This is a genomic window from Citrobacter sp. Cpo090, from assembly GCF_030332665.1.
Lineage (GTDB): Bacteria > Pseudomonadota > Gammaproteobacteria > Enterobacterales > Enterobacteriaceae > Citrobacter > Citrobacter portucalensis.
In genome coordinates this window covers 337,517-349,901 of record NZ_JAOWHK010000035.1, presented here as the reverse complement: position 1 = coordinate 349,901, position 12,385 = coordinate 337,517, and the positions used below count along the sequence as shown (strand labels likewise).

Genomic DNA, 12,385 nt, shown 5'->3' with positions numbered 1-12,385 from the left:
TAAACGGAGAAGAAAATGATCAAGCTCGGCATCGTGATGGATCCCATCGCAAGCATCAACATCAAGAAAGATTCCAGCTTCGCTATGCTGCTGGAAGCGCAACGTCGCGGTTACGAAATTCATTATATGGAGATGGCCGATCTTTATCTGATCAACGGTGAAGCCCGCGCCCATACGCGTACCCTGAGCGTAGAGCAGAACTACGACAAATGGTATGAGTTCAAGAGCGAGCAGGATCTCCCGCTGGCAGACCTGGACGTTATTCTGATGCGTAAGGATCCGCCGTTTGATACCGAGTTCATCTACGCAACCTATATTCTGGAACGTGCAGAAGAAAAAGGGACGCTGATCGTCAACAAACCACAGAGCCTGCGCGACTGCAACGAAAAGCTGTTTACCGCCTGGTTTGCCGATCTGACGCCGGAAACGCTGGTCACGCGTAACAAAGCGCAGCTGAAAGCCTTCTGGCAAAAACACAGCGACATCATTCTCAAACCGCTGGACGGCATGGGCGGCGCATCTATTTTCCGTGTGAAGGAAGGCGATCCGAACCTTGGCGTCATTGCTGAAACGCTGACCGAGCACGGTACCCGCTACTGCATGGCGCAGAACTATCTGCCAGCAATTAAAGATGGCGATAAACGCGTTCTGGTGGTTGATGGCGAACCCGTTCCTTACTGCCTGGCGCGTATTCCGCAGGGTGGCGAAACCCGTGGCAACCTGGCCGCTGGTGGTCGTGGCGAGCCGCGTCCATTGACCGACAGCGACTGGGAAATTGCACGTCGCATTGGGCCAACGCTGAAAGCGAAAGGTTTGATTTTTGTCGGTCTGGATATCATTGGCGATCGTCTGACAGAAATTAACGTCACCAGCCCAACCTGCATTCGTGAAATTGAAGCGGAGTTCCCGGTTTCGATTACCGGTATGCTGATGGATGCCATTGAAGCGCGTTTGCAGAAATAAATATGTTGCCGGATAGCGACGCCATCGCGTCTTATTCGGCCTGGAATTACACCCCGTAGGCCGGATTAGGCGAAGCCGCCATCCGGCAATGCTATCTTCAGAGGGTGACATCTTCGAGCTTTGCCCACATACTGGGCTCTGTTGCTTTTTTGAACCAGGAAACAGAACCTCTGACAATGAATTTACAGCATCACTTTCTGATTGCCATGCCTGCTCTCCAGGATCCGATTTTCCGCCGTTCCGTGGTGTACATCTGTGAACATAATGAGAACGGAGCAATGGGGATTATCGTCAATAAGCCTCTGGAAAACTTACAGATTGAAGGGATTCTGGAAAAGCTGAAGATTACCCCAGAAGAACGCGATCCGGCCATTCGTCTGGATAAACCAGTGATGCTCGGCGGCCCGCTGGCGGAAGACCGTGGATTTATTCTCCACACTCCACCGTCACGCTTTGCCTCCAGTATTCGCATCTCAGATAACACCATCATCACTACCTCCCGCGATGTACTAGAAACCCTGGGTACGCAGGAGCAACCGTCCGAAGTGCTGGTTGCGCTGGGTTATTCATCATGGGAAAAAGGTCAACTGGAACAAGAGCTACTGGATAACGCCTGGCTTACGGCGCCAGCAGACCTCAACATCTTATTCAAAACGCCGATTGCCGACCGCTGGCGCGATGCGGCGAAGCTTATCGGGATAGATATTCAGACCATGCCTGGCGTGGCGGGACATGCCTGATGAGCGGAACCTTACTCTCTTTTGATTTTGGTACGAAAAGTATTGGTGTTGCTGTTGGTCAGCGCATTACCGGTACGGCCAGACCGTTGCCCGCCATCAAAGCGCAGGACGGTACGCCGGACTGGAGTTTGATTGAACGTTTGCTGAAAGAGTGGCAGCCGGATGAAATTATCGTCGGCCTGCCGCTCAACATGGATGGCACCGAACAGCCTCTTACCGCGCGCGCACGTAAGTTCGCTAACCGTATTCACGGTCGCTTTGGCGTAACCGTAACGCTGCACGATGAACGCTTGAGTACCGTCGAAGCCCGCTCTGGCCTGTTTGAACAAGGCGGTTATCGGGCGTTGAATAAAGGCAAAGTAGATTCCGCTTCTGCCGTGGTCATCCTCGAAAGCTATTTCGAGCAGGGCTACTAAATCCGCCCCTGCGCCTGACGCTGCTGCTGGCTTTGTGCAAATGTCTGCATACCTGTCTGCTGCCCGGTTTGAATTACGCCGGGTAGCTGATGCGTTTTCCCTTCACGAATCAAATTGCCCACGGCTGGCGTGTTGACGAGCAGCTCAAATAGCGCCACGCGCCCTCCCTGTTTATCTTCCTCCAGCTTTTGCGAAAGTACCGCCCGCAGGCTATCTGCCAGTTGGTTACGCACCGGCTCTTTCTCTGTTGCCGAAAAGGTGTCCACCAGCCGCGCGATGGCCTGCGCCGCCCCTCGCGTATGTAACGTTGCCAGCACCAGATGCCCAGTTTCCGCTGCGGTTAACGCCAGACGAATGGTTTCCACGTCGCGTAGCTCGCCCAGCAAAATGACGTCGGGATCTTCACGCAGCGCGCCGCGTAAACCAGCGGCAAAAGAAGCGCAGTGCACGCCCACCTCCCGTTGTTGAATAAGACAACGCTGGCTGGTGTAGCGATATTCAATCGGGTCTTCCAGCGTCAGAATATGCCCCGCAACTTGCTGATTAAGGTACTCAACCATCGCCGCCAGGGTCGTTGATTTACCGCTACCGGTAGCGCCCGTCACCAGAATTAACCCATTTTCACTGCGCAGCAGTTCAGGTATGACGTCAGGGGTCTGGAGATCGTCTAAACGTGGGCAATCAAGCGGGAGCAATCTTAGCGCCAGCGAGGTTCCATGTTGATGAGCAAAAGCACTGGCGCGCAGCCGCCGGGAACCTGCCAGCGCAATAGCAAAATCTACCTGCCCCTGTTCCCGCCACTGTACCTGTTGTTGCTCACTGAGCCAGCACATCAGCAGACTCTCCACGTCAGGCGTAGTAAATGGTGCGATTTCGACTTTTCCACGTATGCGCCAGCGCGCAGGCCATGCATTGCACAGGTGTAGATCCGACACGTTATGCTTTACACTAAGGGCCACTATTTCTTCCATATTCATATGAACAGCCTCGGAAAATGAACGATATCGCGCATAACCTGGCACATGTCCGGGACAAAATCTCAGCCGCCGCGACGCGTTGCGGGCGGCCTTCAGAAGAAGTTACGTTGCTTGCAGTCAGTAAAACCAAACCTGCGAGCGCCATCGAAGAAGCCATTACCGCAGGGCAGCGTGCCTTCGGTGAAAACTATGTGCAAGAAGGCGTGGATAAAATCCGCTACTTCCAGGAAAAAGGCGTCAACGATCTGCAGTGGCACTTTATCGGCCCGCTGCAGTCCAACAAAAGTCGTCTGGTCGCCGAGCACTTTGACTGGTGCCATACGATCGACCGTCTGCGTATCGCTGCCCGCCTGAGCGAACAGCGCCCGGCGGAACTGCCGCCGCTCAATGTACTGATTCAAATTAATATCAGCGATGAGAACAGTAAGTCAGGCATTCCGCTGGCAGAGCTTGATGCATTAGCCGCTGAAGTCGCCGCACTGCCGCGCATTACCCTGCGTGGTCTGATGGCGATTCCGGCTCCAGAGTCAGATTATGTAAGGCAGTTTGAAGTTGCACAGCAAATGGCGGTAGCATTTGCCGGGTTGAAAACACGCTACCCAGGCATCGACACACTCTCACTGGGAATGTCTGATGATATGGATGCCGCCATCGCGGCGGGTAGCACGATGGTGCGCATTGGCACTGCCATTTTTGGTGCTCGTGATTACACTAAAAAATAAGGAAAACTAAGGAACACCATGAATACGTTGACCTTCCTGCTCTCAACGGTAATTGAGCTGTATACCATGGCGCTGCTACTGCGCGTGTGGATGCAATGGTCTCGCTGCGATTTTTACAACCCGTTCTCGCAGTTTATAGTGAAAATCACTCAGCCCATCATTGGGCCGTTACGCCGCATTATTCCCCCGATGGGGCCGATTGACAGCGCATCGGCATTAGTTGCGCTCGTTCTCAGCTTTATCAAAGCAATCGTGCTGTTTAAGGTGGTCACGTTCCAGCCGATCATCTGGATCGCCGCCGTACTGATTGTCCTGAAGACTATCGGGTTGCTGATTTTCTGGGTGCTACTTGTGATGGCAATTATGAGCTGGGTCAGCCAGGGCCGCAGTCCTGTAGAGTACGTGCTGATTCAACTGGCAGATCCGCTGCTGCGCCCTATCCGTCGCATACTTCCAGGCATGGGCGGGATCGATTTCTCCCCAATGATTCTGGTTCTGCTGCTCTATGTTATTAACATGGGCATCGCGGAAGTGTTACAGGCGACAGGCAACATGCTGCTGCCGGGGCTGTGGATGGCGCTATGAGTGCCGTTACATCCTGCGACGACGGTCTGGTTTTGCGGCTCTATATTCAGCCTAAAGCCAGCCGTGACAGTATTGTGGGTTTACATGGCGACGAAGTTAAAGTCGCCATTACCGCCCCACCCGTAGATGGCCAGGCCAATAGCCATCTGGTGAAGTTTCTCGGCAAACAGTTCCGTGTGGCAAAAAGCCAGGTCGTCATTGAGAAGGGCGAGCTTGGACGTCACAAACAGGTTAAAATCATTCATCCGCAACAGATCCCGCCCGAAATTGCGGCGTTAACTGATTAGGTATCCCATGCAAAAAGTTGTCCTCGCGACCGGCAATGCCGGTAAAGTGCGTGAACTCGCCTCTCTTCTGAGTGATTTCGGTCTTGATGTTGTTGCCCAAACGGAGCTGGGTGTTGATTCTGCAGAAGAGACCGGACTGACATTTATTGAGAACGCTATTCTGAAGGCGCGTCATGCCGCACAAATTACCGGCTTACCGGCCATAGCTGATGACTCAGGTCTGGCGGTAAATGCCCTTGGCGGCGCGCCGGGTATTTATTCAGCCCGCTATTCCGGCGAAGATGCGACCGATCAGCAGAACCTGGAAAAACTGCTTCACACCCTGCAGGATGTTCCTGATGACAAGCGCCAGGCGCAGTTCCACTGTGTGCTGGTGTATATGCGCCATGCAGACGATCCAACGCCTGTTGTGTGTCACGGAAGCTGGCCGGGCGTGATTACCCGTGAACCTGCCGGAAACGGTGGTTTTGGCTACGACCCGATCTTCTTTGTGCCGTCTGAAGGGAAAACCGCCGCCGAACTGACCCGTGAAGAAAAGAGTGCTATTTCTCACCGCGGACAGGCGCTGAAGCTGTTGCTGGATGCCCTGCGTAATGGTTAAGCTTCCGCCGCTAAGTCTTTATATTCATATCCCGTGGTGCGTGCAGAAATGCCCGTACTGCGACTTCAACTCGCATGCACTAAAGGGCGAAGTCCCTCATGACGACTATGTGCAGCATCTGCTGAGCGATCTGGATACTGAGGTGGCCCACGCCCAGGGACGTGAAGTAAAGACGATTTTTATCGGTGGTGGTACGCCGAGCCTGCTTTCTGGCCCGGCGATGCAAACGCTGCTAGACGGCGTGCGAGCACGGCTGAATCTGGCCGCAGATGCAGAAATCACGATGGAGGCGAATCCCGGGACGGTGGAAGCCGATCGCTTTGTGGATTATCAACGCGCTGGCGTCAACCGTATCTCGATTGGCGTACAGAGCTTTAGCTCCGCCAAACTTGAGCGTCTGGGACGGATTCACGGGCCGGAAGAAGCCAAACGAGCAGCACACCTGGCGAGCGGTCTGGGGCTACGCAGCTTTAACCTCGACCTGATGCATGGTTTACCGGATCAGACGCTGGAAGAGGCGCTGGGCGATTTACAGCAGGCCATCGCGCTCAACCCGCCGCATCTTTCCTGGTATCAGTTGACCATCGAACCCAACACGCTGTTCGGTTCTCGTCCTCCGGTATTACCGGACGATGACGCGCTGTGGGATATTTTTGAGCAAGGCCACCAGTTGCTGACCGCCGCAGGGTATCAGCAGTACGAAACCTCAGCCTACGCCAGACCGGGTTATCAGTGTCAGCACAACCTTAACTACTGGCGTTTTGGCGACTATCTTGGCATTGGCTGCGGCGCGCACGGTAAGATCACATTACCTGACGGACGCATCCTGCGCACCACCAAAACGCGGCATCCGCGTGGGTATATGCAAGGGCGTTATCTCGAAAGCGAGCGTGATGTCGCCGAAGCCGATAAGCCGTTCGAGTTCTTTATGAACCGTTTCCGGCTACTGGAAGCCGCGCCTCGCGCGGAGTTCACGCAATATACCGGGCTTACCGAAGACGTTATTCGTCGACAGATCGATGAGGCTATCGCCCAGGGCTACCTGAGTGAATGCGATGAATACTGGCAGATTACCCAACACGGTAAGCTGTTTTTGAATTCGCTGCTGGAACTGTTTCTGGCGGAATGATGCGGTAAAGATGTAGGCCGGATAAGGCCTTGAGCCGCCATCCGGCAAATTGCCTGATGGCGCTGCGCTTATCCGGCCTACAGGGTTAGGACGGTAAGCGCAGCCACCTTCATCGATTAATACTGATTAAACATTTCCTGGATCTGCTTAGGATCCTTGGTTTGAGTCAGGGCAAGCTGCAGCAGAACACGTGCTTTTTGCGGGTTCAGAGAACCTGAAGCCACAAATCCATACTTCGCATCATCAATTTCAGCATCCTGCGTGGTGAAGCCGGTTGGTACACGGGATGAACGCACTACAACGGTACCTTTATGCGCGGCGGTTGCCAGCGTATCGAAAATGGTTTTATACAAGTTACCGTTACCTACACCCGCACTGACAATCCCGGCGTAACCCGCATCTACCAGCGCTTTTGCCGGCAGATCGGAGGCGTTAGCGTAGTTGTAAACAATCCCAACTTTCGGCAGTTCAGTCAGCTTAGACACATCGAACGGAGTAGACGTGGTGTGCTTACGCGCAGGCGTACGCTGGTAGTCGATTTTACCGTTATGGATATAACCCAACGGGCCGTAGTTAACGGATTTGAAGGTAGCAACGTCGGTAGTGTTGGTTTTAGTCACGTCGCGACCATCCATAACGGTGTCGTTCATCACCACCAGCACTCCGCGGTTGGCAGAGGCTTTGTCTGCGGCAGTGACTACCGCGTTATACAGGTTGAATGGGCCATCAGCGCTCATACCCGTAGACGGACGCATTGCGCCGACCAGTACCACCGGCTTGTTGCACTTAACGGTCAGGTCGAGGAAATAGGCAGTTTCTTCCATGGTATCCGTACCATGAGTTACCACGAAGCCGTCGGTTTTATCACACTCGGTATTAATCTTTTTCGCCAGCGTTAACCAGACTTTGTCATTCATATCCTGGGAGCCGATATTCACCACCTGCTCGCCTTTCACGACAGCGATATCTTTCAATTGAGGTACGGCCTCAACCAGATTTTCTACGCCAACTTTGCCTGCCGTGTAGTTAGATTTTGTCGCGGAATCACCGCCGCCGGCAATCGTCCCACCGGTCGCTAAAATGGTGATGTTTGGCAGTGCAAGCGCCGCGCCGCTGAAACCCATAACCAGTGCAGCAAGTGCCGTCTTCTTGAAAAACTCCATGTTATTTCTCCAGTTACTTGAATTTGCAGCATTATGTCTATCCTACAGATGAATAATGTGACGAGATCCAATTAACCAGATTTATATCTCCGCCAAATTGCCATTCTTAGAGATGGATATCAAAAAAACAGAAATATACAAAATAAAACGGCACAGAATGTTTCTGTGCCGTTAAGAAGAGGTGAAGATTATTTCAGAGTGCTAACCAGCGTTTTACGATCGTTTTCCAGCGTCACGACGCGGGCACAAACATCTTTGCCAAACTGCTGGAAGTCTTGTTCCTGATTCTTCCATTCGTTCTGAATTGAGGTTTGCAAACCACCGAGACTCCCGAGCACGCCCTGCAGCGGATTACCACCGCCTTTGAGCACGGCTTTCGCCCCCATCTCGTTGATGCTGTCCTGCAAAATGCCGCCCATCGCCTGATTGACCAGCTGTTGTCCGTCCGCGCGGACCTGATCAATCGCCTTATAATGGAAAGTCAGGCCATCAGTTCGATGTTCGATGATGCGGTTCATCTGCGCTTTCAATTGCGCATCCAGCTTGGTTAAGCGGCCACGCATGTTGCTGCTTTCACCGACCTCTTTGGCGATGATTTTGTCCAGCGCCACGCGACCTTTCTCTACGCGCGCTCTGGCACCTTCGTCAATCCACGGCAGGCTGCTACGCAACGCCGCCTGATAATCTTTGGCCTGCTCACGCTGTGCGGCGTTTAGGTTGTACTGCTTACCATTAAAGGTGACATCACCGGCCTGGGTAATAACCAGATCGCCGTTCTCACCCTTCACCTGCACCGTTTGTGGGCTCAAAATCACATCGTCACGCGGGGTGACGCTGCACTGGTAATCTGCATGTGCGGCCATCGCCGTGAACGTTAGGACTGCCGCCAGCAGCGTTTTGCGCATCATATCTTTCCCTCAATACAAATCGGGCCGGCATTTGCCGACCCTGTGCTACTTAGTCCCACCAAATATCGAAAAGTTCGCTGGTACGCACTTCTTCGAGTTTGTGCTCTTCCAGCCACTTACGCACGATTGCCTGGTGTTCTTCGGTGCATTTGCCGATTTCCTGCAGACAGATCAGACCTTCCCAGGCCAGATAGCCACTGCCGTCAAAAGCCAGCTTGTTTGGTTCGATAACTTCATTGATAAAGTCATCAACGATTTGATCGACCTGCTCTCCAGATGTACCTTCCGGGAAACGCCATGCAACCGAAAATCCTATTTCCTGGAATTCGTCGATGTGCATTTTTTTACGCAGACGACGGCTACGGTTCTTTGCCATTATTTCACCCTCTCGAACATTAAGTCCCATACGCCGTGGCCAAGACGATGACCACGTTGTTCAAATTTGGTTACCGGGCGCGATTCCGGGCGCGGTACATAATCGTTACTCTCTGACTGGTTTTTGTACCCGTCAATCGAGGACATTACTTCAAGCATGTGCTCCGCATACGCTTCCCAGTCGGTTGCCATATGGAACACGCCGCCCAGCTTCAGCTTGCTTAAGATATGCTCAGCAAACGGTACCTGAACGATACGGCGTTTATTATGACGTGCTTTATGCCACGGGTCAGGGAAAAACAGCTGAACCATAGATAAAGAATTGTCAGGAATCATTTTATGCAGGACTTCAACGGCATCATGGCACATGACGCGCAGGTTCTCGACACCCTCTTCATGGGCTGAAGCCAGACACGCACCAACGCCCGGCGAGTGAACCTCAATGCCGAGGAAATTCTGTTCCGGACGCGCTTTCGCCATTGCTACCAGCGACGCTCCCATACCAAAACCGATTTCCAGCGTGACTGGCGCGTCGCGACCAAACAGTTCTGCAAAATCTACAGGCTCTTCGCTGAACTCAACGCCCATCACCGGCCAGTAGTTTTCCAGCGCGTGTTCCTGCCCTTTCGTCAGTCGCCCCTGGCGACGAACAAAACTACGAATCCGGCGCAGAGGGCGGCCGTTTTCATCAAATTCCGGTGAAATGACGTCGTTCTTCATAAAAGTTTAGTCTGCTGTGTTTGAGTTCTGAAAACGGGCATTATCCAAAGTTAGTTGCCGGATGCAAGTAAAGGAAGAAAGTGAGCAGCGGAAAGTTCCGGTTTACACCCCGTTGCCGCTGTGCTGCAATCTTGCCCCCGGCAATAATGAAACGGTAATCATGCAAGCGTCTCAATTTTCGGCTCAGGTTTTGAGCTGGTACGACAAATACGGGCGGAAAACGCTGCCCTGGCAAATTGACAAGACGCCTTACAAAGTATGGCTCTCTGAGGTAATGCTGCAACAAACTCAGGTTGCGACCGTTATCCCCTATTTTGAGCGCTTTATGGCGCGCTTCCCAACGGTAACGGATTTAGCCCATGCGCCGCTGGATGAAGTTCTGCATTTGTGGACCGGGCTGGGTTATTACGCCCGTGCGCGTAATCTGCATAAAGCCGCGCAGCAGGTTGTGACGCTGCATAGCGGTATATTTCCGCAAACCTTTGAGGAGGTGGCCGCCCTGCCTGGCGTCGGACGTTCAACCGCAGGCGCGATTCTTTCTCTTTCTCTGGGTCAGCATTTTCCGATTCTCGACGGTAACGTCAAACGCGTGCTGGCTCGCTGTTATGCTGTAAGCGGCTGGCCGGGTAAAAAAGAGGTCGAAAAGAAGCTGTGGGAGTTGAGCGAGCAAGTTACGCCGGCCCAGGGTGTTGAGCGTTTTAATCAGGCGATGATGGATTTAGGCGCCATGGTCTGTACGCGCTCAAAACCTAAATGTTCCCTGTGTCCGTTGGAAAATGGCTGTGTGGCGAGCGCCAATGCAAGCTGGGCTCTGTATCCCGGTAAAAAGCCCAAACAGACGTTACCGGAACGAACGGGCTATTTTTTACTGATGCAGCATGATGACGAAGTACTGCTCGCACAGCGACCGCCCAGCGGCTTATGGGGTGGTTTATACTGTTTTCCGCAGTTTGACGACGAAGATGGACTGCGCAACTGGCTGGCGCAACGACAAATTAACGCAGATAATCTGACCCAACTTAATGCGTTTCGCCATACCTTTAGCCATTTCCACTTAGATATTGTGCCTATGTGGCTTCCCGTGTCTTCATTCAGCTCATGCATGGATGAAGGCAACGCGCTCTGGTATAACTTAGCGCAACCGCCGTCGGTCGGACTGGCGGCTCCCGTGGAGCGTTTGTTACAGCAATTACGTGCCGGTACACACGTTTAACGTACCGGACGATAGAGAGGACTTTTTATGAGCAGAACCATTTTTTGCACTTTCCTGCAACGCGAAGCAGAAGGCCAGGATTTTCAGCTGTACCCGGGCGATCTGGGAAAACGCATTTACAACGAGATTTCTAAAGAAGCATGGGCGCAATGGCAGCATAAACAGACCATGCTGATTAACGAGAAAAAACTCAATATGATGAACGTCGAACACCGTAAGTTACTGGAACAGGAGATGATTAACTTCCTGTTTGAAGGTAAGGATGTGCATATTGAAGGCTATACGCCAGAGTCATAAGAACCGTTGCCGGATGGCGCTGCGCTTATCCGGCCTACGATTTAATCTGGTCCTTGCAAACAACAAACACAACACGCACTCCCGGAATGATGAAAAAATTTCTCGCGCTTGCCGTTATTGCGCCGTTGCTCATCTCCTGTTCCAGTTCGACCAAAAAAGGCGATTCCTATAACGAAGCCTGGGTCAAGGATACCAACGGTTTTGATATTCTGATGGGGCAATTTGCCCATAACATTGAGAATTTGTGGGGATTTAAGGAAGTGCTGATTGCGGGTCCTAAGGACTACGTAAAGTATACCGATCAGTATCAAACCCGCAGCCATATCAACTTTGATGACGGTACGATAACCGTCGAGACCATTGCCGGGACAGATCCCGCCGGACACCTGCGTCGGGCGATTATCAAGACATTGCTGATGGGCGATGATCCGGGATCTATCGACCTCTATTCCGATGTCGACGACATTAAGATTTCCAAAGAACCATTCCTGTACGGACAGGTGGTCGATAATACCGGCCAGCCCATTCGTTGGGAGGGACGTGCCACCAACTTTGCCAACTACCTGCTGCAAACACGGCTTAAAAGCCGCAGCAATGGCCTGCGTATCATCTATAGCGTGACGATCAACCTGGTGCCTAACCACCTTGATAAGCGCGCGCATAAATACGTCGGTATGGTGCGTCAGGCTTCACGTAAGTATGGCGTCGACGAGTCGCTGATTCTGGCTATCATGCAAACCGAATCCTCATTTAACCCGTATGCGGTGAGCCATGCCGATGCGCTGGGACTGATGCAGGTGGTACAGCACAGCGCAGGGAAAGATGTGTTCCGCTCGCAGGGGCGCTCAGGCACGCCAAGCCGTAGCTTCCTGTTTGACCCGGCCAGCAACATTGATACCGGTACAGCCTATCTGGCAATGCTCAACAATGTCTATTTGGGCGGTATCGATAATCCGACCTCACGTCGCTATGCGGTAATCACCGCCTATAACGGCGGCGCGGGCAGCGTGCTACGCGTGTTCTCGAACGATAAAATTCAGGCTGCAAATATCATTAACAGCATGTCTCCAGGTGACGTTTATCAAACGCTGACCACCCGACATCCCTCTGCTGAATCACGCCGATACCTTTACAAGGTCAATTCCGCACAAAAATCATATCGACGCCACTAATGTATCCCTCTTCAGCCCCCTAAAACGGGGGCCTGAAGCACCAAAAATGTTAACTCAATCACTCTTTTGCTTTGCAATCAGAAATTGTTTGCAAATATTTGTCACAGGTAACAAAAA

At 52.6% G+C, this 12,385-nt stretch carries 16 protein-coding genes; 11 read left to right on the top strand and 5 right to left on the bottom strand.

Features of this window, described 5'->3' with window-relative positions:
* Nucleotides 1-15: 15 nt before the first annotated feature.
* The 3 genes from gshB to ruvX all read left to right on the top strand — a co-directional run bounded on the left by gshB (nucleotide 16) and on the right by ruvX (nucleotide 2,119).
* Nucleotides 16-963 (top strand): glutathione synthase, encoded by a 948-nt coding sequence (gene gshB, locus OGY83_RS19840; RefSeq protein ID WP_003027083.1) that lies wholly within the window; start codon nucleotides 16-18, stop codon nucleotides 961-963.
* A 176-nt stretch (nucleotides 964-1,139) separates the two neighbouring features.
* Nucleotides 1,140-1,703 carry a YqgE/AlgH family protein gene (locus OGY83_RS19835; RefSeq protein ID WP_003027086.1) on the top strand — a complete coding sequence of 188 codons (564 nt, stop codon included), beginning with the start codon at nucleotides 1,140-1,142 and terminating at the stop codon, nucleotides 1,701-1,703.
* On the top strand, nucleotides 1,703-2,119 hold the full coding sequence (gene ruvX / locus OGY83_RS19830; protein WP_008785771.1) for a Holliday junction resolvase RuvX: 417 nt from the start codon (nucleotides 1,703-1,705) through the stop codon (nucleotides 2,117-2,119). The genes OGY83_RS19835 and ruvX overlap by 1 nt, the downstream gene beginning before the upstream one ends.
* On the opposite strand, the gene OGY83_RS19825 is transcribed toward ruvX, so the two are convergent.
* Nucleotides 2,116-3,096 (bottom strand): type IV pilus twitching motility protein PilT, encoded by a 981-nt coding sequence (locus OGY83_RS19825; protein ID WP_286636734.1) that lies wholly within the window; start codon nucleotides 3,094-3,096, stop codon nucleotides 2,116-2,118. The two genes, ruvX and OGY83_RS19825, sit on opposite strands and share 4 nt — an antisense overlap.
* A gap of 17 nt (nucleotides 3,097-3,113) precedes the next feature.
* Between OGY83_RS19825 and OGY83_RS19820 the strand changes: the two genes are divergently transcribed.
* Genes OGY83_RS19820 through hemW form a run of 5 tightly spaced genes read left to right on the top strand, consistent with a single transcriptional unit; the run spans nucleotide 3,114 to nucleotide 6,420 of the window.
* On the top strand, nucleotides 3,114-3,818 hold the full coding sequence (locus tag OGY83_RS19820; protein WP_286636733.1) for a YggS family pyridoxal phosphate-dependent enzyme: 705 nt from the start codon (nucleotides 3,114-3,116) through the stop codon (nucleotides 3,816-3,818).
* 18 nt (nucleotides 3,819-3,836) lie between these two features.
* Complete coding sequence (locus OGY83_RS19815) at nucleotides 3,837-4,403, top strand: YggT family protein (RefSeq protein WP_003825417.1); 567 nt, start codon at nucleotides 3,837-3,839, stop codon at nucleotides 4,401-4,403.
* Nucleotides 4,400-4,690 (top strand): DUF167 family protein YggU, encoded by a 291-nt coding sequence (yggU, locus tag OGY83_RS19810; protein WP_049015279.1) that lies wholly within the window; start codon nucleotides 4,400-4,402, stop codon nucleotides 4,688-4,690. Before OGY83_RS19815 ends, yggU begins: the two co-directional genes overlap by 4 nt.
* Before the next feature lie 7 nt (nucleotides 4,691-4,697).
* Nucleotides 4,698-5,291 carry an XTP/dITP diphosphatase gene (locus OGY83_RS19805; RefSeq protein WP_286636732.1) on the top strand — a complete coding sequence of 198 codons (594 nt, stop codon included), beginning with the start codon at nucleotides 4,698-4,700 and terminating at the stop codon, nucleotides 5,289-5,291.
* Nucleotides 5,284-6,420, top strand: a complete 1,137-nt coding sequence (hemW, locus tag OGY83_RS19800) for a radical SAM family heme chaperone HemW (protein WP_286636730.1) — start codon at nucleotides 5,284-5,286, stop codon at nucleotides 6,418-6,420. Before OGY83_RS19805 ends, hemW begins: the two co-directional genes overlap by 8 nt.
* 116 nt (nucleotides 6,421-6,536) lie before the next feature.
* On the opposite strand, the gene ansB is transcribed toward hemW, so the two are convergent.
* From ansB to trmB, 4 genes are all read right to left on the bottom strand, one after another.
* Complete coding sequence (gene ansB, locus OGY83_RS19795; protein ID WP_286636728.1) at nucleotides 6,537-7,583, bottom strand: L-asparaginase 2; 1,047 nt, start codon at nucleotides 7,581-7,583, stop codon at nucleotides 6,537-6,539.
* A 188-nt stretch (nucleotides 7,584-7,771) separates the two neighbouring features.
* Nucleotides 7,772-8,491, bottom strand: coding sequence for a YggN family protein (locus tag OGY83_RS19790; protein ID WP_079938671.1), 720 nt, complete (start codon nucleotides 8,489-8,491; stop codon nucleotides 7,772-7,774).
* A gap of 49 nt (nucleotides 8,492-8,540) precedes the next feature.
* The gene (locus OGY83_RS19785) at nucleotides 8,541-8,867 is read right to left on the bottom strand and encodes a YggL family protein (RefSeq protein ID WP_043017549.1); all 327 of its coding nucleotides are present in this window, start codon (nucleotides 8,865-8,867) and stop codon (nucleotides 8,541-8,543) included.
* Entirely contained in the window at nucleotides 8,867-9,586 is a 720-nt protein-coding gene (gene trmB, locus OGY83_RS19780) for a tRNA (guanosine(46)-N7)-methyltransferase TrmB (RefSeq protein WP_003825406.1), read from the bottom strand. The genes OGY83_RS19785 and trmB overlap by 1 nt, the downstream gene beginning before the upstream one ends.
* Nucleotides 9,587-9,746: 160 nt before the next feature.
* On the opposite strand from trmB, the gene mutY reads away from it, so the two are divergent.
* The 3 genes from mutY (at nucleotide 9,747) to mltC (ending at nucleotide 12,268) form a co-directional block, all read left to right on the top strand.
* On the top strand, nucleotides 9,747-10,799 hold the full coding sequence (mutY, locus tag OGY83_RS19775; protein ID WP_286636727.1) for an A/G-specific adenine glycosylase: 1,053 nt from the start codon (nucleotides 9,747-9,749) through the stop codon (nucleotides 10,797-10,799).
* Between the two features lie 27 nt (nucleotides 10,800-10,826).
* Nucleotides 10,827-11,096 (top strand): oxidative damage protection protein, encoded by a 270-nt coding sequence (locus tag OGY83_RS19770; protein ID WP_003027126.1) that lies wholly within the window; start codon nucleotides 10,827-10,829, stop codon nucleotides 11,094-11,096.
* 86 nt (nucleotides 11,097-11,182) lie between these two features.
* Nucleotides 11,183-12,268 (top strand): membrane-bound lytic murein transglycosylase MltC, encoded by a 1,086-nt coding sequence (gene mltC / locus OGY83_RS19765; RefSeq protein WP_003825397.1) that lies wholly within the window; start codon nucleotides 11,183-11,185, stop codon nucleotides 12,266-12,268.
* Nucleotides 12,269-12,385: the final 117 nt, after the last annotated feature.